Source organism: Vibrio sp. E150_011, from assembly GCF_053544015.1.
Genome location: NZ_JBHFOL010000015.1, coordinates 79,104 through 105,538, shown reverse-complemented (window position 1 = coordinate 105,538; position 26,435 = coordinate 79,104). Strand labels below are relative to the sequence as shown.

Genomic DNA, 26,435 nt, shown 5'->3' with positions numbered 1-26,435 from the left:
CCTCGGGTCTTACTCAATAAATAAAAAGAAGTTTATCGCTTAACGTCGATAAGCACGCCAACTTAACAGCCAAAATGTGATACCGACAACACCAGAAACAATGGCGAACTGCTGGTAGGAGCCTTCAAGCAATATGGCCGAGCATACGATTAATGTTGCACCCACACCAAATAAAAACTTACCAGTCCCTTGTTGCCGTTTTGTTTCACGATAACCGTGATACAACATGTCAACACGTTGATTCATCATACGACCTTGTTTCAAGCTATCGTACAACAACTCCGGTAATTCAGGTAATTTTTCTGCCCAAAACGGCGCGCGTTCCTTAATGCCATTAATCACGGCCTGTGGCCCAACTTGATTGGCCATCCATTTTTCTAAAAATGGCATCGCGGTTTCCCACAAATCAAGTTGAGGATAAAGCTGGCGGCCTAACCCTTCAATATAAAGCAGCGTTTTTTGCAACAAGACTAACTGAGGCTGAACTTCCATATTAAAGCGGCGAGCCGTGTTGAATAGGTTCAATAACACATGGCCAAAAGAAATATCACACAATGGCTTAGCAAAAATAGGCTCGCATACCATGCGAATAGCAAACTCAAACTCATCCACATTGGTGTCGGCGGGAACCCAGCCTGAATCAACATGCAATTCAGCCACCTTGCGATAATCACGATTAAAGAAGGCTAATAGATTCTCGGCTAAATATCGCTTGTCTTCACTATTTAGTGTTCCAACGATGCCGCAATCTAGTCCAATCCACTTGGGATTCTCTGGATGTTCATAACTAACAAAAACATTTCCGGGGTGCATATCAGCATGGAAGAAACTATCGCGGAATACTTGCGTGAAGAACACCGTCACACCACGCTCAGCTAACAGCTTCATATTCGTGCCGTTTTCTTGCAGTGTAGCAATATCACTGACCTGTATGCCGTAGATCCGCTCCGAAACCATGAGGCTTTCACTGCTAAAATCAGGGAGGACCTCTGGGACATATAGCTCTTCACTGCCCTCAAAGTTACGCCTAAGTTGAATGGCATTCGCAGCCTCTCGGCGCAAATCTAACTCATCAAGCAGGGTTTTCTCATATTCTCGCACTACCTCGACCGGTTTTAATCGGCGCGCTTCAGGCAAGGCTTTGGCTACGATACCGGCCAACCGGTACATTAGCTTTATATCCGCGTCAATCACTGGGCGGATATCAGGGCGAATGACTTTAAGAACGATCTCTCGACCATTCTCTTTTAACGTCGCCGTATGTACTTGTGCGATCGAAGCAGAAGCCAGCGGCTGAATATCAAAATCACTGAACCACTGTTCAACAGGTCCACCAAGCGCTTTTTCAATGTGAGTTTTCGCAAGTTCCCCATCAAATGCCGACACCTGGTCTTGCAATAAAGCTAGCTGATCCGCGATATGAGGAGGAAATAAGTCGCGACGCGTTGACATCATCTGACCAAACTTAACCCACACAGGACCAAGCTCTTGCAGCGCCAGACGTAAACGCTCACCCAATGGCTTTTCTGGGTGCACATTCTTAATCCAAAACAAAGATTTACGAGCCAGGATTGGGGCTTTGGTTAATTGGTGAGTTGGAATGAGCTCGTCCAATCCAAATTCCAATTGAACTTTAACAATCTGATACAGGCGCTTTATTTCACTCGGAGTCATAGTGGCTCCGGGTGATTGTCTGAGGGTTCAATGACAGGCGCTGTGGTTGACTCCAGCAGACGTTCAATACGAATGGAAAATTTATCCACTGCACTGCGTACATCATCTACTTGATCACAAAATGCCGCAATTTCCAATGGTGCCGGTGCAATCTTCCACTCTTCGGTCAGTACTTGCCCAAAATGGTCTTGATGCTTACTGACCTGAGAAGAAACCAAACTCAATGCGCCCTTAGCACTTTGTACCAAGCTATGAGCAACAACATCTCCTGTGACTCGGGACAGCCATTCCTCTAAATCAGGTTTACTATCTGTCATTAACTGAGCGAATTTTTGCGCGAGCTGAATATCCCCCTCTAATTCAAGCTTATCTTGCTTAATCAGTTGGGTAATATTGGCCTGCTCTTTGAGCTCCGGTAATACCGACAAATTCAGTGACAATGAGCAATCCGCCACGCCTTCATAGTTAGCCAGGACATCGATTTGATGACTGAAAATAAAGGTCAGTGATTTATTAAACTCACGCAAATGAATTTGAATCGCTTGACCTTTCAGGCGTGATACGCGCTTAACAAGCTCATCATCATCTTGAATTAAAGTATTGAGTGTGGTTTCAACCACCGCTGTCACTAATGGATCAAATGGCATCTTGCTATCCCTTAGAATTTGTAGCCACGGTGCAAGGCAACAATACCACCGGTCAGGTTGAAGTATTTAGTATGCTCAAAACCGGCGTCTTGCATCATGCCTTCTAGGGTGACTTGATCGGGATGCATACGAATAGATTCAGCTAGGTAGCGATAGCTTTCCGCATCATTTGCCACCAAATCACCAATTTTAGGCAACAAGTGAAAGGAGTACGCGTCGTAGATTTTTGACAACGGCTCTAGAATTGGTTTAGAAAACTCGAGCACCAACAAACGGCCACCGGGCTTAAGGACACGGTACATTGAGCGCAAGGCTTTATCTTTGTCAGTCACATTACGAAGACAGAAGCTAATCGTAATACAATCAAAATAGTTATCAGGAAACGGCAACTCTTCGGCATTTGCTTGTACGTAATGTACATTGCCGACAATCCCGGTATCTCTAAGCTTATCTCGGCCGACATTTAACATTGAGTTATTAATATCAGCCAAAATCACATGGCCTTGGTCACCAACAATACGAGAGAATTTTGCAGTCAAATCCCCTGTGCCGCCACCCAAGTCAAGAATGCGCTGGCCAGGTCTTGCGCCGCTGCAATCAATCGTAAAGCGTTTCCATAAACGATGGACACCGCCCGACATCAAGTCGTTCATAATGTCGTATTTAGCCGCTACTGAATGAAAAACTTCAGCCACACGTGTGACTTTTTCACCCTTAGACACGGTTTCGAAACCAAAATGCGTGGTTTCATCTTGTTGATTTACTTGATTCGATTGCACGTTAGTATCCGTCATTATCCTTCCTCATACGCAGCGCGACATTACCCCGGCGCTGCCGACGGTCAGTTTACTTTATCCGACTCTGGTTGTCTTTCCACCAGCGCATCATTTTGTGCAATTTCTGTGACCGACGATGAAATTGAGCGTTTCACCTCCACGCCTAGTTGTTTAAAGCTTTCAGCCTGACGAATGGCATTGCCACGCCCAGTGGCTAACTTGTTCATTGCGCCTTGGTAGTTTTGGTTGGCTTTATCCAGTGCGCCACCCAAGGCTTCCATATCATCGACAAACAATCTTAGCTTGTCGTAAAGCTTGCTTGCCTTATCGGCAATGACCTGAGCATTTTGGTTTTGTCTTTCATTGCGCCAAAGGTTGTCTATCGTCCGTAACGCTACGAGCAGAGTCGTTGGACTTACCAAGATAATATTGTGCTCCATCGCGTCTTTGACTAAGCTCGGGTCTGCCTGAATTGCAAGCTGAAAAGCGGGTTCTACAGGGATGAACATCAAGACATAATCCAAAGAACGGATCCCACGCAATTGGTGATAGTCTTTTTGTGATAGACCGCGAATGTGGTTTCGCAATGCCAATAAATGGTCTCGCAACGCCTGCTCTTTTTCTTCGTCCACTTCCGCATTGAAGTAACGCTCAAAAGCAACCAGCGCCATTTTAGAATCCACGACGACCTGTTTATCTTGAGGAAGGTGCACAATGACATCGGGTTGAAAGCGTTTACCTGCTTCATTTTGCAGATTCACTTGGGTTTCATATTCATGCCCTTCTCGCAGTCCTGACTCTGCCAGTACGCGCGCAAGAACAACCTCACCCCAATTGCCTTGTTGTTTGTTGTCCCCCTTGAGCGCCTGTGTCAGGTTCATCGCTTCTCGGGTCATTTGGTCATTTAATTTCTGTAAGTTTTTGAGTTCATGGACCAGCGTATGGCGCTCTTTCGCTTCTTGGTTAAAGCTGTCATTCACTTGTTTTTTGAAGCCTTCGAGCTGCTCTTTTAGTGGCGTCAAAATACCATCAAGGCTCTGACGGTTTTGCGCATCCACTTTGTTTGTGTTCGCTTCAAGTACTTGATGGGCCAAACGCTCAAACTGCTCTTTCAGCCTTTGCTCTGACTGCTCAAGTAGATGGCGCTTTTCATTGTCTGAACGCTGTTGTTGCTGGAACGTCGCAATCTGCTCACGCAATTCTGTTTCCGAAGCAGAGCGGGCCTGACGGACACGTTCAAGCTCTTCAGCGTATTGCCGACGCTCTAATTTCACCGCCTCAAAGTAACGCAGTTTTTCTACCGCCGCCATGACCTTGCCATGAGCTTGCTTAAGCTCAAAAGCCGATTTGTCGCGCTCATCATCGAGCTCATCAAGTTCTTGTTTGGCGTCTTTCAATGCAGATTGTAAACGATCGATGTCTTGCGTCATTGCCATATGCGCCATTTGCGCTTTTTGTTCCATCATTTCCGCCATTTGACGGGCTTTAAAATGGAAAATGGCTGCCGCAGAAAACCCTAAGCAGGTTGAGACAGAAGTGATTGAAAGTAGGAGGGTTTGATGTTCAATTATCCATTGCATTGTTGGCCAGCCATCAGCATTTCTCTAACGCTAATGGTAATTTATACTGGATAAATGTCCAGTTTAATTACAGTTTTCTCAGCTTCAAGCGTGAATTAATGATGTCTTCGGTTAACTTCTGATCGCGTTTTGCCTTTTCATACTTTTGTTTGCTTTGCCAGCGCTCAAGGACCTGCTCTAAGCCATGCACCCTCTGAGATTTTTTTTGCAGCTGGTTTTGTATAGCATGACATTCAGCCTGCATAACGGCCTGCTCGTGCGTCTGGTGATGCAACATGGTTTGCAGCATTCGGTCTACCATCGTCATATTCATTAAACTCAGTCGACAAGACCTTGATGGTCCCTGTGCCTGATGAAACGACTTAAGCTCCGTGAGTGCATTGAGTCTGGCTTGCAAGGCTTCGCTTTGTTGTCGGGCACATTCTAATTGCGAACCAATCCGATCACGCTGCGCCTCTTCAACAAGCGTCAGTGTCCCTACCGCTCTAATTTTACTCTCCATGATGGCAGTCCTTATGATTAAAGCTTGGCCGCAAACGCATGATTAGTTCACCGCCTGATCGTCAGCAAACATGTGCGCTAATTGCGCTAAGCTATCGGTATAACTTACGGCTTCCTGCGCGCTCTGCAATAAATAGGTTTTTAACTGTGGATGCATTGCAACCGCACAATCAAGATCAGGGTCTTGCCCTGGTTGATACCCCCCCAAGGGCAGTAACTCTTTCACCTGAAGGTAACTTGCATAGCGTTGCCTAAATTGGTTCGATATTGTTTGATGGGCAGGTTGTGTACAAGCATTCATGCATCGGCTAATAGAGGCATTGATGTCGATGGCCGGGTAGTGTCCTTGCTCTGCCAGGGCTCGTGACAACACAACATGGCCGTCTAATATCGCACGTGCAGAATCAACAACCGGGTCTTGCTGGTCATCCCCTTCCGCCAATACAGTATAAATCGCGGTAAGACTGCCATCTGGATGTTCACTGTTACCTGCTCGTTCTAACAACTGTGGTAAGACGCTAAAGACAGAAGGTGGATAACCACGTGAGGCAGGGGGCTCGCCTAATGCTAAGGCGATCTCTCTTTGTGCCATGGCGTAGCGCGTTAATGAGTCCATCAGTAGCAAAACATCTTTTCCTTTGTCACGGAAGTATTCCGCGACACGATGGCACAATAAGGTTGCTCTGAGTCGCATCAATGGCGACTCATCCGCAGGGGCCGCAATAATAATCGCTTTACGTCTTGCCTCTGGGGTGAGATTGCGCTCTACAAACTCTCGAACCTCACGACCTCGCTCTCCGATAAGCCCAACCACAATGACGTCGGCCTGTGTATTTTGCGTAATCATCCCCATCAAGACACTTTTCCCTACGCCACTGCCTGCCATCAGTCCAATACGTTGCCCTTTACCCACCGTCAACAACCCATTTATCGCACGAACACCCACGTCTAATGGGGTATCGACTGGTCGGCGTTTTAAGGGATTAATGGGCTGCGGTTCAAGAGAAACACGATCTCCCCCAGTTAAAGGAACACCATCATCCAATACCTCACCCAAGCCATTCACAACTCTTCCAAGCCAGTGATAACCTAAATGCACATGGCTATCCCCCTCCAACGGAATCACTTTTGCGCCTGCAAATAAACCACCTAAGCGACGGATGGGCATAAGATAAGCTACGGTATGCTCAAACCCGACAACCTGCGCTTCAATCATATCGCCTTCTGCGGTTTCGACTAAGAATCGTTGTTCTAGTTTAAAACGACAACCGACCGCTTGTAGCATCAAGCCATTAACCTTGACCAGCCTCCCCGTCACCTTTGCAACTGGGACAGTCTCTAGCGACGCCATCGCATCATGCAGTCTATTGGCCAGTGGCACCGAAGAATGACTAGTCATTATCATGCTCATTGGTGGCGGGTAACGCCTCATCAAGAAGGTGAGTTTTAACGTTATCCATGCAGGTTTCTAAACGCGAATCACAGCTAGCATCCGCTTCGGCATCATCGGTAACCAAATGACATCCACCAACCGGCAGCTCTGGCTTGGCGACCAGCTTCCAATGAGCCGGTAAATCAGCATTAATATTGGTAATACGCTCTAGGTCCTGCGGGTTAAGATGTACCATCACTCGCTCTGTTTTACCCGGCATCGCCTCAAGGGTTTCATCGACTAGCGCCAATATTTGTTGTGGCATAAGCGTGAGCTCTGCGCGAATCACTTGTTGGGCAACCTTTTGTACCAACTCACAGATTACGTGTCTCTGCTGTTGTTCCTTTTCTTCTTGCCAGCGTTCTAGGTGATGGTGGATCTCATTCACGGGTTTAATCGCATCGAGAAAGGCCTGTTTCCCTGATTGCTCTCCAGAGACAAACCCTTTTTGAAAACCTTCTTTTTGCCCATCAAGTGCGCCTTGAAGACGGCCTTGCTCCATGCCTTGTACAACGCCTTCCTGGTGCCCTTGCTCAAGGCCTTGCTGAAACCCTTCCTCCAATTTTTGCTGTACATCAGCTTGTGACGGCCCGTCACCCCACGTCATGTCCGATGAAAAGTCATCGTCTTGAATGGCGGGCGCAACCGGAGGAAAGCGATGTGGTCGATAATCCGACGCCGCCAGTCTCAGTATTGGTTTACTCGTTGTTCGCCCTTGAACTGAGCATCTTTGGGTCAACTGCTCTTGAGTGGTGAAAGCACCATGCTCTTGGGTATGCATTCTGGTTTTCTGAGACATGCGTTATTCCACCGTTTGTTCTTCGTACAACAACAGCTCGATTTCTCCAGCCTCAGACATCGCCTTGACCAATTGCATGATCTCGGTGCGCGCACGCTCTACTGCACTGACAGGTACCGCGCCTCTCATCTGCATGTCGTCTTCCAAGGCCTGAATTAATCGTTGTGGCATTGAGCGTTTAATGGCTTGCTGTAAGGTAATATCGGCACCTTTCAAGGCCGCCCCCCACAATTCAAGCGGTATCTGTTGTACCAGTCGGTCCATCGTGTCTTCTCGCTGCCTGCCGAGAACCATAAAGTCGAACATATTCTCTTCTATCTCATTTACTACGTCTTCATCGTGAAGCTTAAGCATTTCCATCAGCATGGCTTTGTCACCCGAGAAACGATTAATAATATCGGCAACCTGTTTCACCCCCGACAGTGGGGCGCTTTGACTACTGGAAACATGTTCAATACAACGCTCAATTAAATCATTTAAATCGTTGGCAACATCATGCTCAATCTCTTGTAGACGGGCGATGCGATACAACAGCTCATCGTGATAGTCTGCGGGCAACTGTTCCAACACCTTCGATGACGTTTCAGCCGGTAAATAGGCCAAGAATATGGCCTGCATTTGAGGGTGCTCTTGTGAAATAAATCGCGCCAGAATTTCTGCATCGACCCACTGTAGTCGCTGCATATTATTGCGAATTTCATCGCCATACAGGTTATTGAGCAGACCTTTCGCTAAATCATTACCCAGTGCCTTGCGAAGCGTATTAGATAAATAAGCCTTAGAGGCACCACGAATCCCACTATGCTGACGAAAATCATCAAAGAAGTGCTGGATGACCTGCTTAGCGCTGTCGCTTTTGATCCCACTGAGCTTTGCCATTGCCTTCGTCACACGTTGTGTTTCATCACGAGTAAAGTGTTGGAATACTTGCGCGGCTGCATCCTCCCCCATCCCAAGAAGCACCAGTGCCGTGCGCTCTACATGACTAAGCGTTGCTGGTTTTAACTGCGCTGTTTTCATTCACATTCACCCATTGTTTAAGGACTTCGGCAACACGCTCAGGTTCTTCATTGGCGATAAGTTGCAAGTGCTTTAATTGAATCTCTAATGGCGATCCAGCTGGCGGCAGCATGTCGCTGCTGGCGTCCAGACCCGAGGAGGTTGACGTAATGCCTTTTTCAGACAATTTACGATTGAGCATCTCTTCTCGCGCTCGCTCTTCTTTAGTTTGCAGGTTTTCTTGATAATCATCTTGTGGAGGGTCGGCAAAATCGAGCATGTCATTACGCTGATCAGCGCCAGTGAGATGCATAATCAATGGCCGCAATACAAAGAAGATCATCGCCATGCCCAACAGCCCACCGATGACATATCGTAGTGGCTGCTGCACCGTTGGGTCTTGCCACCACGGCATTGTAGGCGCCGCTTCAATCTCGACCGGGGTAAAACTGAAACTCATCACATTTAAGCGATCGCCTCGTGCAGCGGATATCCCAACCGCATCCATGACCATCGCCGAAATTTGTGTTCTCTCTGCTTCCGTCCACGCGGTTCCATTTGGTGCCGCCGCTTCATTGAGCAACACTGACACACTCAGCTGTTCCACTGCACCTTGTTGATATTGCGTACGACGAATGCTACTTCCGACGGCATACTGACGATTCAACTCTCTGCGTGCATTAGTATTCTTGCTGTCTTGTGTCGCGACCTCGCCCGTTACCGGCGGTTGGTTGCTGAGCGCGCCGGGGATCCCGAGTGCAATATTATCAATGCTGTTATTTTGAATACTGTGTTCTGTTCGCACAACGGGCGCCGAGTCAAGAATCTCCTGCGTCTCTTCGACTTGACTAAAGTTGAGATCGGCAGCGACCTGCACTCGGTAATTACTTGGGCCGACAATCGGCGTTAGCATATCGGCAGCACGTTGTATCACCTGCTTCTCTACGCTTTTTTGATAATCTAAGTACTTGGCATTGACCTTACCGGCCTCCATTGAACCGATATCAGCACTGAGCAAACGACCATACTGGTCAATCACTGAGACAAATTCCGGCTTCATTGCGGTCACACTGCCTACCACAAGATTGATAATCGCTTCTACTTGTTCCGGTTTAAGATCATCGCCTGCTTTTAACTCAATCATGACCGAGGCTGATGGCTCTTCACTTTGCTGACGAACGAACAGCGTTTGACGTGGAATGGCGAGATGCACTCGTGCATTGGTAATCGCATTTAAAGAAATGATGGTGCGAACCAATTCCCCTTCTAATCCATGTCGATAGCGAGCGTTTTCCATAAACTGACTGGTGCCCAGCGAGCTGTCTTCTTTCAGTGCATCTAAACCCGTTGGCAGTTGCGCTTTTACTCCCTTTGCGGCCAAGAGCATACGAACCTTAGCCACTTGGCCTTCGGCCACCATCACCTGCCCGTTCTGCTCTTGGAGGCGATACGCAATGCCTTCTGCTTCCAATACTGAAATGATTTCACCAATATCAAAACGCTCTTGTTGGCTATACAGTGATCGGTAACTTTGTGAAGAACTCCATAGCGCTACAACAATGATGGCGGCAACAATGGCGGCTAATACTGCAGAAAGCACTAGGTTTCGCTGTGAACTCGACCACAGCTGTTTTAGCTTATGATTCATATCACCCGCATTAACAAACGTCTGTTTTTTTGCGGAAGAGGGCTCGGAAGATGCCGAAGCTGGCATCACTTGTGAGGTTAATTCTGACATCATCTACACCGGCATCTTCATGATTTCATCAAAGGAAGACACCACCTTGTTGCGAACCTGCATCAACGCGGAGAATGATAAGCTCGCTTTTTGGCTGGCAACCATCGCACCAACGAGGTCATCACTTTGCCCGGTTTCAACCGCCGACATTTTATTGCTCGCCAACGACTGGTGTTCATTCACGCGATCAAGTACCCCTTTCATTGCACCAGAAAAAGACATCGGGGCAAGGGGTTGCAATGTGTCCACCGGATTAGAAGACACGACAAAATCTGGTTGTATTTGATGCTGCATGGATTGCAGCTTAGTCAGCATGAGTTGTTCTGCTGAGACCATATTACTGATAGGTTGCATCGCCATCACACTTCTCCTTTATGCAGCCGACCCTAACGCCGACTGTAAATCAATTCCTTGCTCGCGCATCGCCGCTAGTTTGTAGCGCAGTGCTCGTGTTGACACCCCAAGGGCGTCGGCTGTTTTGGTACGATTGCCGCCAAAGTGACGCAGTTGTTCTAAGATAAATTGGAACTCTGCTTGCTTCTTCACCTCAACATGACCAAAAATGGCACTGCCTGTGCCACTTCTCACCGGCAATTCTGATTTACCCCCCTGTTTCATCATGGAGGCGTCAACTGGCAACATTAGATCATGGGCCGTAATGTAATCACCGTGACGCATCACCAGCGCACGCTGAATCACATTCTCAAGTTCACGGATATTACCGGGCCAGTGATACTGGCTTAGGGCAGACTGTGCATCTTCCGACAAGTGGCAAGACGTCTTTTCTTTGTATTTATTAATGAAGAAATGACTGATCGGCAAAATGTCATCTTTACGCTCTCGCAGCGGCGGCCAATACAAAGGCAATACATCAAGGCGATAATAAAGATCTTCACGAAAGAGGCCTTTTTGAACCTCACTTCTTAGGTCTTTATTGGTGGCAGCAATCACTCGAATATCGAGCTTTATCGCCTTATGACTGCCCACTCGCTCTACTTCTCTTTCTTGTAAAACACGCAATAGTTTGGCTTGCACAGCCGGTGACATTTCGCCGATTTCATCCAACAAAATGGTGCCACCATTGGCCTCTTCAAACTTGCCACTTTGAGAGGCTAACGCCCCAGTAAAAGCGCCTTTAACATGACCAAACAGGACCGCCTCCAACATGGATTCGGGAATCGCAGCACAATTCACCGCAACAAACGGCCCCATCGCACGAGGAGACTGATCGTGTACATAATGGGCTAATACCTCTTTGCCCGTTCCCGATTCGCCAGAGATCAACACGCTTGCGTTGGTACAGGCGGCTCGGTGGGCCAACTGCAATACCTGTTTGCTACGCCAAGACTCCGCGACGATATTCGCCATCGGCTTCTCTAACGCCTCGACTCGATGAAGCAAATTGGTCAACTGCCTATCCTCAAAAGGACGTAATAAATAGTCCGTCGCACCCGCTTTCATTGCCTCAGCCGCTAACAGGCCCTGATCTTGACCGACAATCGCGATTGCGACCCCTGAGTTAGCCTTGCGCTGCTGACAAATGATCCACTCACGAACACTCATATCCGGCAGGTTTGAACTCACCAAGTTAATGACGGCAGGCGCTTCCATTAATGCCGCACGCCCTGTTTTCACATGCCGAACAGTGAAACCCTCTTGATGCAAGACTGTCATCAAAGCGCGAGCGTCGTTGTCACAAGGCTCTACCAGTAAAATGTCCTTATTCATTTCAGCGCTACCTCTGTTTTCTCATCCTGAGAAGACATTAATGTATGTATCGATTTATCTACCGATTGACGAATAACTCTCACAGTCACTCGTCTATTCTTAGCCTGTCCAATTTGGGTTGTGTTGCTGCTGATCGGATAGCGGTCCCCGTGTGCTCTAACTTCAATTAACGGATCGGGTATCCCTAGATCGAGCAATATGCTGGCAACGTCATCGGCTCGAATTCGTGATAGTTGCAGATTGCCCATTGATGACCCCACGTTATCGGTATGCCCATCGATCAGTACGCGCTGCACCGTCTTATCTGATTGGATATAACCTGATAGAGACTTCAACACCGCGCGTTGTGAGGCATCTATCACACGCTGCCCTACTCGAAAGCTCAGCTCGATATCTCGAGCCTGCTCATAAGACATGCTAGGTAACGTACGTCGACATTGGTTGAATTGTGTATAAGCGTGATCAACTCGTGTAGAAGGGATGGTTAAGCTGTCGCTAGAGGGTTCACGAGGGGATGATTGCTTATAGTTTGATGAAGCGTTCGCTGGGTTAGACATTGCGAGAGCAGTACCGACATGACGAGATTCTATGCGCATCCACGCACCATTAGAAAATGCTTTAATGAAGGATTCTATTCCCTGTTGAAATTCCAGCATTTCTGTCTGATTACGTATTGAACTAGCAACTTCTCGTCTTTGGGCAGGGGTCTGCCATGGAGGGGATAGTTGAACTAAAACGGCCTGTGAAAAGTCACTCATTGTCACCATTAATGACATGGGGCGATTAGGTTCCGCTAGAAAGGAAATATATTCCGCATCCGATGCTGAATAACGAAGCTGACATTTAAATTCCGTGTCAATAAACTCCCACTCAACAACATCCATTGGAATAATAACATCATTAGCAAGTGAGATATTAACCCAAAAAAATGCACTTAAAAATAGCAAAAGCGGAAGTATAACTTCCGACCGGAATATGCCATACAACTTCCTAAATGAAATAGATTCATTTAAATAAACATAACACTCTCTAGTAAAGCAAATAATCATATTTATACCAATTCTGATATGTAACAATATGTATAATAACTCGCAACCAGTCATTAACATAAAAAAAAGCGATAGAATAACTTACAAAAACAATACCTTAATAATCAAAAGATTTTTTAAGCCTATTTTCAATACTGGCCTGCATTGTTTTTATATTTTTTAATATTTATTATTCCATCAAACTAACCTCATTCATTTATTATTTAAAGATGCTTTTATAAGACACAAACAAACATATGAACCAAGTTCACACATTTATATATTTCAACTAAAAATAAATAAAAAAAACAGAGTAGACTAATTAAAACACGCCTGACTAATAATTTAGATTATTGATATTTAGTCACGTCAATATCTTAATCATGTTTTGGTGAAATTATGAGTACTGTTCATTCTTCAACGTCACATCAAGCCCCATCACTCAGTGTCGAATTACTGGGTAAGCCGATTCATATTGTCAAAAACAAGTTAGAGCAAGAATGTTTACACGCCAGTCATACACTACGCCAAGCGTTACAATCTTGGCTCAATAGTTCTGACGTTTATGTCAACGTCGAAACGCTGACATTAACTGAAGAACCACCCGCGGCAACCAATCTCATCAGCTATAGTGTCCTGCAGCACAACTCTGGGGGACGGCTTTCCGTTAACCTCACTGATTCATTGCTCGTGCGTCTTGCTGATCATTTTTATGGGGCAAGTATCGAACGCACGACTCAAATACTGACCGCGAGTGACTTACGGTTACAAGAACGGATCGCACAGCTGATCAGCACTTGGGTGGCACCAACCGAGCAATGGCAAACCACCGAGACTCCTCCTCACAATGGCATGGGGATCATCGCGACTTTACGTATCCGTTATCCACACCCTACTCATCATGATGCTGAGGCCGTACTCATGATTCATGTGGATAGTGTCTTGATTCAGACGCTCATTGATGAATTGGCGCTGACGCCCAGCCCACATATTGCTAGCGACTTTCAATATGCTTTACAAAGCACACCGGTACGACTCAACGTTCAACTGAGTAAGACAGAGCTGCCTTTGACACAAGTGCTCAATCTTCAACCGAACGACATTTTACCGATTGATTTGCTGACCTCTGCCCCCGTCCATATTGGCAAAGAGCGCCTATTTACGGGCCGTGTGGCGGAGCAAGATGGACAACTGGTTTTGATTTTAAATAATGACAAGGAAAGCAACCAATGAGTGATACCCCTGACCACACTGCATTTGATGGTGATGAGCTACGATTTGATGACTTTCAATTAGAAGGGTTTGATACCGATGCGCCTATCGGTGATCCAACGCCCGCCGAGCGTGATCTGAGCTTTTTTAAGAGCATTCCAGTTACCGTGACACTTGAGGTCGCGAGTAGAGAGATCGCCCTTGGCGAATTAATGAGTGCAGGAGAAGGCAGCGTTATTGAGTTGGACAAACTGAATGGCGAACCACTGGACGTTAAGGTCAATGGCTCTTTAATGGGTCACGCTGAGGTTGTGGTTATCAATGATAAATATGGCTTGCGATTGATCGATGTTGTGGATTCAGCACTAACGACGATGGGCCAATAAGTGCGACAGTATTGCCTCATCGGTTCTAACCCCGCACGCACCTCACGCAGGCCTTCATTTTGGGGCATGCTAACGTGGTGCGTCATTGCCCTACTTTGTGCAGTGAGCCTTCCCGCTGCGGCTGATAATGGATTAACCTTTCTCACCGTCAACGATGGTCAGTCCGATCAAGCGTACAGCGTTAAGCTACAAATATTACTATTGATGACCGCGCTCAGCTTTTTGCCAGCGTTCATTTTAATGGCCACCAGCTTCACCCGCATCATTGTCGTTCTGGCCATCCTTCGACAGGCGCTAGGCTTGCAACAAAGTCCACCCAATCGTGTTTTAGTTGGCATCGCTCTCAGCTTAAGCATCCTCATCATGCGTCCTGTCTGGACTGAGGTCTACGAAGACGCTTTTCAGCCTTACGATAATGGCAAGATCACGCTGATGCAGGCTTTTTCCACCGCAGAGAAACCGGTCCGGAATTTCATGCTCGCACAGACTCAACAAAACGCTTTAGAACAGATGTTGCGTATTGCCAACGAGCCACTCGACCAAAACGTCGAAGACATTTCTTTTGCCGTCATACTGCCTGCCTTTGTGATCAGCGAGCTTAAAACGGCTTTTCAGATTGGATTTATGCTGTTCATTCCGTTTCTCATCATCGATCTTGTGGTTGCTAGTGTCCTCATGGCGATGGGGATGATGATGTTATCACCGCTCATCGTCTCACTGCCATTTAAGCTTGTGGTGTTTGTATTAGTCGATGGCTGGGCCATGACGGTTGGCACCCTCTCAGCCAGTTTTGGTTAGCATAAAGGAAGCAAAATGACCCCAGAAATGACTGTCACGCTGTTCTCCAATGCCATTTGGCTGATCATCAATATCGTGATGGTGTTGGTACTGCCCGGACTGGGAGTGGGCTTAGTGATTGCTATCTTTCAGGCGACCACTCAAATCCAAGAGCAAACCTTAAGTTTTTTACCACGACTGATTGCCACGCTATTAATGGTGATCTTTACCGGTCATTGGATGCTACGAAAAATCATGGAATTGTTTGATTATTTATTTCATAACATTCCAGGAATGATCGGCTAATGCAGCTTACTTTTGCCGATCTCTCACAATGGCTTGGACAGCTTTGGTGGCCCTTCTTTCGAATTGGTGCCGCCTTTCTTTCTATGCCATTTTTTGGTGACGCGCTGATTCCACTTTGGGTAAGAAGCCTGTTAGCACTCTCTATCGTGGTCATCACCGCGCCACTCATGCCAGTGATGCCAGCGGTTGATTTATTCTCAATGACATCCTTATTCCTAGCCTTCGAACAAGCCTTGTGGGGGCTATTTTTTGGGTTGATTCTGCATCTGTTTTTTTCCATTTTCACCATGCTAGGTCAAATTGTCTCCATGCAAATGGGACTTGGCATGGCCATTATGAATGACCCCGTCAACGGACTCTCCGTGGCCATCCTCGGGCGTATTTTTTTGTTGTTATCAACGCTGCTCTTTCTCGCCCTAGAGGGGCACTTATTGGTCATCGATATTCTCGTGCAGAGTTTTGTCATTTGGCCTGTTGGCTCAGGGCTAAGTATGAACGCGCTACATCAAGTCATTGCTTTGTTTGGTTGGATGTTTGCGTCGGCGCTGGCTTTAGCTCTACCTGCGATCGTCTCTATGCTTTTGGCGAACATCAGTTTTGGTGTGATGAACCGTGCAGCGCCTAGCCTTAATGTCTACGCGCTTGGTTTTCCAATGACCATGTTGCTTGGCTTATTTAGTATTTTACTCACCGTCAGTGGTATTCCTAGCCGCTACACGGCGCTGGTTCATGAGGTGTTGCGTCACTTAAATACCTTTGTTGTGGGGGCGATATGAGCGAACAATCGAGTCAGGATAAATCTGAAAAAGCGTCACCACAAAAAGTTAAGAAGGCCCGCCAAGAAGGACAAATCCCACGCGCCAAAGAATTCACTTCAGCGGTCATATTTGTTGCGGTTGCCTTGTATTTTAATAGCCAACTGCCACTAATATGGATGCAGATCTCTGGGGTTTTTCGTTTCAATATGAGCCTAACTCGTGAGGACCTCGACAACCCCATGCAGTCAATTGAGCACCTTGGTCATAGCCTTGGCATTATTATCGAGCTGCTGTTGCCGATGTTTGTGGTCATTGTCATTGTGGCCGTGGCGAGCAGTTTACTGTTAGGCGGCTGGATATTTCGTCCGGCCAACATTCAACCTAAATTGAGCAAAATCAGTCCGCTTGCTGGGCTAAAACGCATGTTCTCAACACGTTCTATCGCGGAGTTGCTCAAGTCGACCTTCAAGGTGGCTATCATCTTCGCCCTGCTTTATAGCTACCTCAATAGCAATATCCAAAACCTCTTAGGCATGCAGCAACTTACGCTGAATCAAGGCGTAACGCTCATTATGAGCATTTTATTTGAAGGATTACTCTTGATGGGCGTGGCGCTATTAATTTTTGGGGTTGTTGATATCCCTTACCAGCGCTGGGAGCACCTTAAACAACTTAAAATGACCAAACAAGAACTCAAAGAAGAATACAAAAGTAACGAAGGACGTCCAGAGGTCAAGCAACGCATTCGCCAAATCCAACAGCAATTTGCCCGCAGAAAAATTGAAAAAACCGTGCCAAAAGCTGATGTGGTGATCACAAACCCCACTCATTATGCTGTCGCTCTTAAGTACGACACCACTTTATCAGACGCCCCATTTGTCGTGGCAAAGGGCGTTGATGAAACCGCGATGCATATTCAACGCATTGCCCGAGAGAATCATGTGGAGATCTTACACTCACCACCACTCACGCGATCGATTTACCACACTACCGCCATCGAGCAAGCGATACCGAGTCAGCTGTACATCGCGGTTGCGCATATTCTCACCTATGTCATGCAGCTCCGGTCATTTCGCAATGGAGCCGGAGGCAAACCTTTACCCATACCGTCATTTTCAATCCCCAAGCATTTACGGCACTGACGTATGACGTTATTCACGAATTGACTGACACACTTATTAACACACGAACGAATAGAGAAAAGGAATCTTCATGTTAAACCGACTCAAGCACATTCAGCGGTCCAGCAAAGGGTACATTGCTATCCCTGTGGTGTTGCTGATGATCCTGGCGATGGTCATTTTGCCACTGCCCCCTCTATTACTCGATGCCTTATTTACCTTCAATATTGTGCTCGCCATACTGGTTCTTCTTGTCAGTACCACCGCGAAGCGCCCATTAGATTTTTCTATCTTTCCAACCATCTTGCTTATCGCGACCCTAATGCGGTTAACCTTGAACGTTGCTTCAACTCGCATTGTTTTACTCGAAGGACATCAAGGAGGCGATGCCGCGGGTAAAGTCATCCAAGCCTTTGGTGAGGTCGTAATTGGCGGCAACTACGTTGTCGGTATGGTGATTTTTGTTATCCTCATGATCATCAACTTTGTGGTGATTACCAAGGGTGGCGAGCGTATCTCCGAGGTATCAGCACGTTTCACCTTAGATGCCCTACCCGGCAAACAAATGGCGATAGACGCCGACCTTAATGCTGGCTTGATCGATCAAGAGTCAGCCAGACAACGTCGTCAAGAAGTCGCCAACGAAGCGGATTTTCACGGCTCAATGGATGGAGCCTCTAAGTTTGTGCGTGGCGATGCCATTGCCGGATTAATGATCCTATTCATCAATATCATTGGTGGTATCAGTATCGGGGTGTTTGAACACGGATTGGCCGCGTCAGAAGCCTTCAAAACCTATGCACTACTTACCATTGGTGATGGCTTAGTCGCACAGATCCCATCCCTGCTCCTCGCCACTTCTGCCGCCATTATCGTCACGAGAATCAACGACAGCGACAGTGGCATGGCCGAAACCATGCAAAAGCAACTGCTGGCCACACCCTCTACATTATTTACTGTTGCCACTGTCATGCTGATTATTGGCATGGTGCCGGGTATGCCGCATCTAGCCTTCTTCACTTTCGCCGCTGCTTTGGGTTTTGCCGGTTGGCGACAATCCAAATCCATCCCTGCCGATCCCCAACTCGATGAAGTGGCCGCGATCTCCCAAGCCATGCACGATAATCCCGATATCGCCCTAGTCTGGGAGGACATTCCTCACGTGCAAAGCCTATCGCTTGCCTTGGGTTATCGCTTAGTGCATTTGGTCAACAAAGAACAAGGGGCGCCCCTTACTCAACGTATTCGCGGCGTGCGTAAGAATCTCTCAGAGCAAGTAGGCTACCTGCTGCCCGAGGTGGCGATTCGTGACAACCTGAACTTAAAACCCAACCAGTACACCTTATCGCTGAATGGCGAGATTATTGAAGAAGGGATGATTGAACCCGACCGTTTAATGGCGATTGCGGTCGGCGAAACGTATGGTGAGATCGATGGCATCTTGGGCAGTGACCCTGCTTATCACCTTCCAGCCGTGTGGATCACCCATCAGGATAAAGCCAAGGCATTGAATATGGGCTATCAAGTCGTGGACGATGCGACCGTGATTGCCACTCACATCAGTAAAATCATGAAGACGCACCTAGCCGAGCTATTCAATCATGATGATGTGGATGCTATGAATCTACGGCTTACCCAGCAAGCCCCCAAACTTTCTGAGGCACTGAGTGCAGCATTAAGCTTGTCACAACAGTTAAAGGTGTACAGGCAACTGCTTGCCGATCAGGTTCCTCTCAAGGATATTCGCACCATTGCCAACACCATGCTGGAATCCGCCGAGAACACCAAAGACCCCATTTTATTAGCCGCTGATGTTCGTTGTGCTCTGCGCCGTACCTTGGTCAATTTGATCGCTGGCCAGCGCAAAGACCTCAACGTGTATGCCTTATCGGATGAACTAGAACAGATGCTAATGACCTCACTGCAACAAGCACAGGCCAGCGGTACCGTCATGCTTGATAGCTTTCCTATCGAGCCCAACATCCTCAATCAATTCCAACAAAACATGCCGCTTATCAAGCAACAACTTAAGCAGCAAGGGCTGGCACCGATTTTATTGGTGATGCCGCAATTAAGACCGTTGTTGGCACGCTATGCTCGCACCTTTTCCCAAGGTTTAGCTGTCCTGTCATATAACGAAATACCTGATAACAAACAAATAAATGTGGTAGGCAACCTTGGATAATCTCACTTCAAATCAAGCGCTGTATCAGTATCTCAGTGAGTTGATTGGTCAACATGTCGTCACAGAAGATGACCAACTGATTTTTTCTGCATTCAAAGCCAATGACATCCATCATGCATGTCAGGCTATTCGAGATACCAACACTGGCGATATCGTCTATCAGCACCTGACGCTTCGTTTCGGCAGCCAAAGTGAGCAAAGTGTTTACCTATTTGATCTCTCGCCTTGCATGCGATTTTGTCTTGATCTCTACAGCCTTTATCTCGCGCTGCGCCAAACCAAGTTTCAAATAGAAACCTTCCATCCCGACTTCATCAGCAATGTGGTCGTCCCCATCAGTCATGACGCGTTGATCTGGGCGCCGGGGCATTATTATTTCAATCAAATTGTCCGCTTTCATGCCGGCGCGTTTTACCACATCATCCCCTCGCTGCAACTCGGCGAGACCAGTACATTACATCCAACCACTTTAGCCATTACGAATACGATCAAAGAATTCGCCTTTGCCTTGTGGGTCGACATCGCACCATCCCAATCCATGTTCAATGACCTACTTCCCCTTTCTCCTGATGCTTTTAAGGTCGCGGTGACCATAGAAAGCAAACAAGACCGAACCGCATTATTACCACTCGTCCGTTTTTGCCGTCGCAATAACATTCAATGGATTGCAGGCCGAATCTGCAATCAAGAGGAACTCACTCAATTTAAGCGACTGGGTGCGAGTTATTATTTTGGTTATTTCAGCGACCTCCCCACGGCAATGTCATTTCGGTCATTTGGCGATGCACATAATGAAGAGATATGAGGGTCTAGGGTCTAGGGTCTAGGGTCTAGGGTCTAGGGTCTAGGGTCTAGGGTCTAGGAGATAATGTGGGGTAATCTGTTTTCATCAACAAAAAAACTCTATCCCAAGTTCCACCCTCTACCTCCTAGGCCCTAGGAGCTAGGAACCGCTCTTCTCCATTCCTCCCATTTTTCACTCTCCCCCCTTGAACCAACCTCACACATTTCCGCCCTATTTCAACAATTTGGATATTTTTTTCATTTTCGAGTTAATCCTAGAAATTAACTGACCGCCTCTTGTTAGTGAGCGGGGCGAACGTCCCAAATTGATAGTGATTCAAGGAGAACGACAATGGCTTTATCAATGCACACGAACTACGCGTCGCTAGTGACACAAAATACGCTAAGCAACACCAGTGGCCTGCTTAACACCGCAATGGAACGTTTAAGCACTGGTTACCGCATCAACTCAGCCGCCGACGATGCCGCAGGTTTGCAAATTTCAACCCGTCTAGAATCACAAACCCGTGGCATGAATGTCGCCATGCGCAATGCGCAAGATGGCATCTCGATGATGCAAACGGCCGAAGGCTCAATGGATGAAATGACGAACATCGTGTATCGCATGAATGACCTTGCAACACAGGCATCAAATGACACGTCTTCGACCGCTGATAAAACGGCGCTAAATAAAGAATTCCAACAGCTCAATGAAGAGCTTGTCAACATCATGGATTCAACCAACTTTGGCGGCCAAAAATTATTCAACACAACTGGATTTGCTGCTGGTGCAGTGAATTTACAAATTGGTACTAACGCCGGCGAGCAACTTGCTGTCGATGTTTCAACTGAGATCACCGCTCTGAACGGTTCGATAGGCGCAGCGGGTGCTTTCGCTCTCGGCGATATTTCAACGGCTGCTGGCGCTCAAACTGCATTGACGACATTGACTGGTGCGAGCGGTGATGCTGGTGTTCTTGCTGATGTCGGCACCACTCGTTCTAGCTTTGGTGCCAACATTAACCGCCTAGAGCACACCATTGCTAACCTAGGCAACATGGTTGAGAACACCTCTGCAGCGAAAGGTCGTATCACTGATGCAGACTTCGCAGTTGAGTCATCTAGCATGACGAAAAACCAAATGCTAATGCAAGCGGGTACAACGGTTCTGTCACAAACAAACCAAATGCCTAGTATGGCGATGTCGCTACTGCGATAGCCCCACTCTATCCCTGATAACGGGCGTGATGACGTCCAGCCTAGTACACCCGTTATCTTGGATTCGAAGAGTCTTCCTTTATTCGCTCTTCATCCGTCCTTTACCTCCCTCGGGAGGTTTTTTTGTTTTCTCACTGTCGCAGCACGATTCGGAACCCAGATCTCACATTCCAACCATGAGTCTTACCTACGATTAATAGCTCGAGAATTTGTGTCGCCTTCCTCTTCTAACACCGACGCCATTACTTAATTGGCAAGCGGAACCACAGTGATGGAAACAAGCCTTCCGCCACTCACACGCAACCACTTTAAGTTATTGTTTTTATTTAATTTAAATCATGGCACACATCTTGATTTAATCACTATTCACCCTCTGCGCTGTTCACGACATTAGCCATACAGCCAGCTTGATTAGGAGCACTCTAATGAGTTCGTTAGACCCCATCACTATGGCCACCCAGCTTGCCACTTACGACGTACAACCATTTCAACGTCGTTACCAGATGCAAGCCGACAGTTATCAAAGTCAGATGACCGCTTTAGGGAAAGTAGAATCGGCACTGCGCGAATTCAGAACGGCCGTCAATACGATGAACAGCAGCGATTCTAATGTCATTAAAAACAGCGCCACCGTCTCTGAAGAAGGATTCTTTGGCGCGAAAGTCGACGCCAAGGCACTGGCTGGAAGCTACCAGGTTTTTGTCGAACAAGTTGCGACGGCGCATCAACTTTCAACCGGTATGCCCGCAGACCTTGATGCCACCACCGAGGTGCCCATCACAGGCACACTGGACTTTACCGTGGATGGTGAGAGCCTTTCCCTTGACTTAGCGACGCTAGACAGCGATGGCGATGGAAAAGCGACCATGGCGGATTTGGTATCGGCGATCAACAACGACCCTGATAATCCCGGCGTGAATGCCACCTTAGTGCGCTCCAACGGTCAGACACATTTCATGCTATCGAGCACGGAAACAGGCGTCGCAAACACGATCAATGTTTCAGCCTCTGGAACCGGCGCAACCTGGTTTGAGGACGCCTTCAGCAACACCAACGATATCAGTGCCCCACAAGATGCCGTGATTTGGCTTGGAGCAGAAGGAACCGGGCTCAAGCTACAAAACAGCAGCAATACGTTCACTGGCGTAATAGATGGCGTTGATCTCACCGTAAGTAAGGCTCAAGTTTCTGGCGAGGCACCTCTCACCCTCGATATTGGCGCGGATACTGAGGCCACCAAAGAGCAAGTAACTCAGTTTATTGACGCTTATAACGCACTAATGTCGACCATCGATGAGCACACGGGTATCGGCGGTGAAGATACATCACGCGGTGTATTAGCCAGTGACCCTACCCTTCGTTCGATTGAGAGCCAACTGACCAGTTTAGTTCGTGGCGAATATGAGGGCATGCGCCTAAGCCAAGTGGGTATAGAGATAGATCGCAGCGGCACCATGACACTCGATGCCAGCAAATTTGAAGAGGCTCAAAACAATAACAGTGCCGCGCTAGAGGCCATGTTCAATGGCGACGGCAACCTTCTAGATTCTATCGATACCATGGCAAACCCCTTCTTAAAATCAACGTCAGGGTTGTTTAAAAGCCGCAAAGACACCTTACAACAAAATATTTCACGCATCGACGATAAGCAGGCCACCTTAGATCGAAAATATGACATGTCGTACAACCGCTATCTCAAACAATTTACCCAAATGAATACCTTAATGACCCAGATGAATCAAACCATGGGCATGTTTGGTTAACCCAAGGAGACAATACAAATGCTAATGGACTCAGGCTACGACTCTTACCAGCAGGTTGATTTAAACGCTCAAGCTGCTGCTGCCAGCCCTCACCAGCTCGTAGTGATGCTCATTGATGGACTCCTCGATGAAGTCGAACGTGTGCGCGGCCATATTAATGCAGGACGGCTGGCCGAAAAAGGCGATGGCATCAGTAAAAGCATGAACATTCTAGTCGGCCTCGACAGTGCATTAGATCTCGATGCTGGCGGCGACATTGCTCAGAACCTCCACCAGCTTTATGACTTTTGTCAGGTTGAACTGTATCACGCCAGTGTGAATAACGACGTCGAGAAGCTAGCGAGCGTTGAGCGCATCATGGGCACTATCAAAGAAGGGTGGTTGAATTTTGGCAAACACGCATAAGGTGTCCCCTGAGCGATTTCGACACCTAAGTCAACTCATTGAAATCGCAACAAAAACAGAAGACTGGCCGACCCTAAAACGCTACGACTTACAGCTTAGGGAGCTTTTGGTTACCCATGATCCTTTTACTCAAGGTGCCCAACAAGACCCACGGTTAACCGCTGAAATTGAACGGGCAAAACAAGCACACCTACAGGCGTTTATGGCGTTATCTCAGGCCACTGACACCCTAAAAACGCAACTCGGTATGGCCGATGAGCAAAAAGAACGTGCCCAAGCGTATCAGCTGGCTATGACTCTGGAGTAATCATGCTAAATTCACCGTCGGCGACCCAAAGCGCCACTGCGCCAAATACTGCCAGTCGTCATCGTGATGATGGCAATTCCTCGAGCGCGCACGCAATTGCCCCCTCAACACAAAACCCGATGACATCCGGCCGACCGTCATCGTTCAAGGCATTAGTGAGTGATTCAAAATCAGAATCGTCCTTAACTGAGCGCGGCGATGAGAACCTTGAAACCTCTACTGGGTCACCGCAACTCATCGGGGCCTTGCTGCTTCACCCTCAAATTAAGGGTGAGTTTGGGCTTAATGACGCTCACCCCTCCCTCGAACTCAACACTCGCCTCAACTCTAAGAATATCAACACGCCTCAACAGCTCTCACATTCCAACGAGGCGCTGACAGGGCTGCAAACCACGAGTTCAATGCCCTCTGATTTTGCTTATCGCTCTGATCGACAAAGTGTTATCACTGCACTCAACCAACACGCGCGCCTCTCCAGTCATTCACTGTCTGGCGATCTTCAATCGACCACTCAGTCTGTGTTAGGTGGGCTATCGAATACTACGCAGTCCAACCCTCTATTAAACCCTAATAATCTGCCTCTGGCAGCCGCCAACGGCAACGCCGAAAACGTGAGTGCCCACTCAACTGCACAATGGGCCAATGTTCGCGTCGATACCCAAGCAGGGAAGTGGGGCGAACAAATGCTGCAAGTGCTCAATGATCGCGTCACCTTACAAGCGCAGCAGAATCTACAAGAGGCACGAATTCGATTGGATCCACCCGATTTAGGCAAGCTTGACCTGACGGTGCGGGTTGAGGGTGACCGTCTCAGTGTACAAATTAATGCCAATGCCACCGCGACACGAGAAGCGCTCATGCAAGTCTCGGATCGACTGCGTCACGAGCTACAAAATCAAAACTTCCTACAAGTTGACGTTCAAGTGGGGTCCGGAGACAGCCACACGGCCTCATCACAATCGCAACAAGCGGAGGATGAAAAGCGTGTGTTTACTGCACGAGAGACCGCCGGTGACTCAACAAAAAATCCGTCTCACTCCGCCGCCGAGCGTTGGCTCAATATTCATGCCTAGTGCATTCATAAGGAAATAGGTTATGACCAAACAACACATTATTGCGCTTTTTATTACCATGATTATCAGCAGTGTCGTTATATCGGCAGCGACTGTTGTGGGGACAACGTGGTACATGAAGCAAGCCAATCACCATAATTCCTGGCTGTCAGAGTTACTGGCCGATCAGCCCCAAAGCCAACTATCACCAAGCTTTCAATCATTAGAAAAATTAGTGCTTAGCGTAAGGGGGAAAAAGCAAACCCATTTTGTCATGCTTGAATTAGCGATCGAGACTCGTCGCCCTGATCGCATGGAGAACATCAATGACTATATGCCCGTAGTACGTAATGCCATGCTCAACCTGTTCAGCCAGAAAACCTATGAAGACCTGCACGGTGCCAATGCCTTGGTGCAACTTCAAGACGAGGTCAAGGTCACCGTACTCGGCGCGTTTGAGAAAACCGATTTAGTCCACGATATTGATGACGTACTGCTCACTAAATATGTCGTGCAGTAGGAGCCCTTATGCTGGATATGAATCACAGGGACAGTTACGGCATTGAAGAAGAGATTCAGTCTCCCTCATTGCCCATTGATGAGCACCGCTTACTCAGCCAACATCAAATTTTGGTTAAACGAATCGTGAATCAACTACGCCACCATGCGACGACCCATTGCAGCGTTGAAGATATGCAGCAGATCGGTCTGATTGGTTTACTCGAAGCTGGGCGACGTTATGGTGATATTGATGATAGTCACTTTCCAGCGTTTGCTGTGTGTCGAATTCGTGGTTCGATATTGGACGAATTGCGCCGTTTAGATTGGCGCTCTCGTAAGACTCGTCAACAAGCCCACGAGCTCAACGACATCACTCGTGACCTCACTAAAGCTTTGGGTCGCCTACCTACCGATAAAGAAATCATACAGGCGCTGGGTACCGACCAAGCTGACTATTTATCACGGCTCAATGCCTCCATGGCAGGTGAGATGCAAAGCCTCGACCAACTCATTGATAGCGGTCTTGAAAGCCATGCTCATAGCACCTATGACGCAACCCAACATGAGCATACTCGTCGTAGTCTCGAGGTCGCATTAGGCCAACTTGCTAAGCGAGAGCAACTGCTCATGACCCTATTTTATCAGCATGATATGAACCTACACGAAATCGCGCTGGTGCTAGACTTAACCCCTCCTCGTATCTGTCAGCTTCACAAGCAAGCTCTCAAACAACTCAATCAATTGTTATCTTCTTAGGAG

General features: G+C 47.5%; 26 protein-coding genes and 1 pseudogene. 15 read left to right on the top strand and 12 right to left on the bottom strand.

What is annotated here, in order from left to right; genetic code table 11:
* Positions 1 to 39: 39 nt before the first annotated feature.
* From ubiB to ACE1OE_RS19170, 12 genes and pseudogenes are all read right to left on the bottom strand, one after another.
* Positions 40 to 1,674, bottom strand: a complete 1,635-nt coding sequence (gene ubiB, locus ACE1OE_RS19225) for a ubiquinone biosynthesis regulatory protein kinase UbiB (protein WP_102470917.1) — start codon at positions 1,672 to 1,674, stop codon at positions 40 to 42.
* Positions 1,671 to 2,321 carry a ubiquinone biosynthesis accessory factor UbiJ gene (locus ACE1OE_RS19220; RefSeq protein WP_449211982.1) on the bottom strand — a complete coding sequence of 217 codons (651 nt, stop codon included), beginning with the start codon at positions 2,319 to 2,321 and terminating at the stop codon, positions 1,671 to 1,673. Before ACE1OE_RS19220 ends, ubiB begins: the two co-directional genes overlap by 4 nt.
* Before the next feature lie 11 nt (positions 2,322 to 2,332).
* Positions 2,333 to 3,115, bottom strand: a complete 783-nt coding sequence (gene ubiE, locus ACE1OE_RS19215) for a bifunctional demethylmenaquinone methyltransferase/2-methoxy-6-polyprenyl-1,4-benzoquinol methylase UbiE (protein ID WP_102470915.1) — start codon at positions 3,113 to 3,115, stop codon at positions 2,333 to 2,335.
* Between the two features lie 47 nt (positions 3,116 to 3,162).
* Positions 3,163 to 4,488 (bottom strand): annotated as a pseudogene (gene rmuC / locus ACE1OE_RS19210) (DNA recombination protein RmuC); the annotation flags it as partial.
* 256 nt (positions 4,489 to 4,744) lie between these two features.
* Entirely contained in the window at positions 4,745 to 5,179 is a 435-nt protein-coding gene (gene fliJ / locus ACE1OE_RS19205) for a flagellar export protein FliJ (protein ID WP_449211981.1), read from the bottom strand.
* 42 nt (positions 5,180 to 5,221) lie between these two features.
* Positions 5,222 to 6,577 (bottom strand): FliI/YscN family ATPase, encoded by a 1,356-nt coding sequence (locus ACE1OE_RS19200; protein WP_449211980.1) that lies wholly within the window; start codon positions 6,575 to 6,577, stop codon positions 5,222 to 5,224.
* On the bottom strand, positions 6,570 to 7,409 hold the full coding sequence (fliH, locus tag ACE1OE_RS19195) for a flagellar assembly protein FliH (protein ID WP_449211979.1): 840 nt from the start codon (positions 7,407 to 7,409) through the stop codon (positions 6,570 to 6,572). Before fliH ends, ACE1OE_RS19200 begins: the two co-directional genes overlap by 8 nt.
* Positions 7,410 to 7,412: 3 nt before the next feature.
* Positions 7,413 to 8,429, bottom strand: a complete 1,017-nt coding sequence (locus ACE1OE_RS19190; RefSeq protein ID WP_449211978.1) for a flagellar motor switch protein FliG — start codon at positions 8,427 to 8,429, stop codon at positions 7,413 to 7,415.
* Positions 8,395 to 10,146 (bottom strand): flagellar basal-body MS-ring/collar protein FliF, encoded by a 1,752-nt coding sequence (fliF, locus tag ACE1OE_RS19185; RefSeq protein ID WP_449211994.1) that lies wholly within the window; start codon positions 10,144 to 10,146, stop codon positions 8,395 to 8,397. Before fliF ends, ACE1OE_RS19190 begins: the two co-directional genes overlap by 35 nt.
* A gap of 3 nt (positions 10,147 to 10,149) precedes the next feature.
* Positions 10,150 to 10,506 carry a flagellar hook-basal body complex protein FliE gene (fliE, locus tag ACE1OE_RS19180; protein ID WP_102470909.1) on the bottom strand — a complete coding sequence of 119 codons (357 nt, stop codon included), beginning with the start codon at positions 10,504 to 10,506 and terminating at the stop codon, positions 10,150 to 10,152.
* Positions 10,507 to 10,518: 12 nt separating this feature from the next.
* Positions 10,519 to 11,874: a sigma-54-dependent transcriptional regulator gene (locus ACE1OE_RS19175; protein ID WP_102470908.1), complete on the bottom strand. Its 1,356-nt coding sequence runs from the start codon at positions 11,872 to 11,874 to the stop codon at positions 10,519 to 10,521.
* A complete protein-coding gene (locus tag ACE1OE_RS19170; RefSeq protein WP_449211977.1) occupies positions 11,871 to 12,758 on the bottom strand; it encodes an OmpA family protein in 888 nt (295 codons plus the stop codon). Before ACE1OE_RS19170 ends, ACE1OE_RS19175 begins: the two co-directional genes overlap by 4 nt.
* Before the next feature lie 543 nt (positions 12,759 to 13,301).
* On the opposite strand from ACE1OE_RS19170, the gene ACE1OE_RS19165 reads away from it, so the two are divergent.
* From ACE1OE_RS19165 to ACE1OE_RS19095, 15 genes are all read left to right on the top strand, one after another.
* Complete coding sequence (locus ACE1OE_RS19165) at positions 13,302 to 14,135, top strand: FliM/FliN family flagellar motor switch protein (protein ID WP_372062782.1); 834 nt, start codon at positions 13,302 to 13,304, stop codon at positions 14,133 to 14,135.
* Positions 14,132 to 14,500: a flagellar motor switch protein FliN gene (fliN, locus tag ACE1OE_RS19160; protein ID WP_102470905.1), complete on the top strand. Its 369-nt coding sequence runs from the start codon at positions 14,132 to 14,134 to the stop codon at positions 14,498 to 14,500. The genes ACE1OE_RS19165 and fliN overlap by 4 nt, the downstream gene beginning before the upstream one ends.
* A 66-nt stretch (positions 14,501 to 14,566) precedes the next feature.
* Positions 14,567 to 15,298 (top strand): flagellar type III secretion system pore protein FliP, encoded by a 732-nt coding sequence (fliP, locus tag ACE1OE_RS19155; protein ID WP_449211993.1) that lies wholly within the window; start codon positions 14,567 to 14,569, stop codon positions 15,296 to 15,298.
* Between the two features lie 15 nt (positions 15,299 to 15,313).
* Positions 15,314 to 15,583, top strand: a complete 270-nt coding sequence (fliQ, locus tag ACE1OE_RS19150) for a flagellar biosynthesis protein FliQ (protein ID WP_102470903.1) — start codon at positions 15,314 to 15,316, stop codon at positions 15,581 to 15,583.
* The gene (fliR, locus tag ACE1OE_RS19145) at positions 15,583 to 16,359 is read left to right on the top strand and encodes a flagellar biosynthetic protein FliR (RefSeq protein WP_102470902.1); all 777 of its coding nucleotides are present in this window, start codon (positions 15,583 to 15,585) and stop codon (positions 16,357 to 16,359) included. The genes fliQ and fliR overlap by 1 nt, the downstream gene beginning before the upstream one ends.
* Positions 16,356 to 17,483: a flagellar biosynthesis protein FlhB gene (gene flhB, locus ACE1OE_RS19140; protein WP_449211976.1), complete on the top strand. Its 1,128-nt coding sequence runs from the start codon at positions 16,356 to 16,358 to the stop codon at positions 17,481 to 17,483. The genes fliR and flhB overlap by 4 nt, the downstream gene beginning before the upstream one ends.
* Positions 17,484 to 17,553: 70 nt before the next feature.
* Positions 17,554 to 19,647: a flagellar biosynthesis protein FlhA gene (locus tag ACE1OE_RS19135; protein WP_449211975.1), complete on the top strand. Its 2,094-nt coding sequence runs from the start codon at positions 17,554 to 17,556 to the stop codon at positions 19,645 to 19,647.
* A complete protein-coding gene (locus ACE1OE_RS19130) occupies positions 19,640 to 20,452 on the top strand; it encodes a diguanylate phosphodiesterase (protein ID WP_449211974.1) in 813 nt (270 codons plus the stop codon). The genes ACE1OE_RS19135 and ACE1OE_RS19130 overlap by 8 nt, the downstream gene beginning before the upstream one ends.
* A 330-nt stretch (positions 20,453 to 20,782) precedes the next feature.
* Positions 20,783 to 21,649 (top strand): lateral flagellin LafA, encoded by an 867-nt coding sequence (gene lafA / locus ACE1OE_RS19125; protein WP_449211973.1) that lies wholly within the window; start codon positions 20,783 to 20,785, stop codon positions 21,647 to 21,649.
* A 424-nt stretch (positions 21,650 to 22,073) separates the two neighbouring features.
* The gene (fliD, locus tag ACE1OE_RS19120) at positions 22,074 to 23,411 is read left to right on the top strand and encodes a flagellar filament capping protein FliD (protein ID WP_449211972.1); all 1,338 of its coding nucleotides are present in this window, start codon (positions 22,074 to 22,076) and stop codon (positions 23,409 to 23,411) included.
* An 18-nt stretch (positions 23,412 to 23,429) separates the two neighbouring features.
* Positions 23,430 to 23,816, top strand: a complete 387-nt coding sequence (gene fliS, locus ACE1OE_RS19115) for a flagellar export chaperone FliS (RefSeq protein ID WP_102470896.1) — start codon at positions 23,430 to 23,432, stop codon at positions 23,814 to 23,816.
* On the top strand, positions 23,800 to 24,123 hold the full coding sequence (locus ACE1OE_RS19110; protein ID WP_449211971.1) for a LafD: 324 nt from the start codon (positions 23,800 to 23,802) through the stop codon (positions 24,121 to 24,123). Before fliS ends, ACE1OE_RS19110 begins: the two co-directional genes overlap by 17 nt.
* A gap of 2 nt (positions 24,124 to 24,125) precedes the next feature.
* Entirely contained in the window at positions 24,126 to 25,196 is a 1,071-nt protein-coding gene (locus tag ACE1OE_RS19105) for a flagellar hook-length control protein FliK (RefSeq protein WP_449211970.1), read from the top strand.
* Positions 25,197 to 25,218: 22 nt separating this feature from the next.
* Positions 25,219 to 25,695: a flagellar basal body-associated FliL family protein gene (locus ACE1OE_RS19100; RefSeq protein WP_372060207.1), complete on the top strand. Its 477-nt coding sequence runs from the start codon at positions 25,219 to 25,221 to the stop codon at positions 25,693 to 25,695.
* Positions 25,696 to 25,703: 8 nt separating this feature from the next.
* Positions 25,704 to 26,432 (top strand): FliA/WhiG family RNA polymerase sigma factor, encoded by a 729-nt coding sequence (locus ACE1OE_RS19095; protein WP_102470893.1) that lies wholly within the window; start codon positions 25,704 to 25,706, stop codon positions 26,430 to 26,432.
* The last annotated feature ends 3 nt before the right edge of the window (positions 26,433 to 26,435 follow it).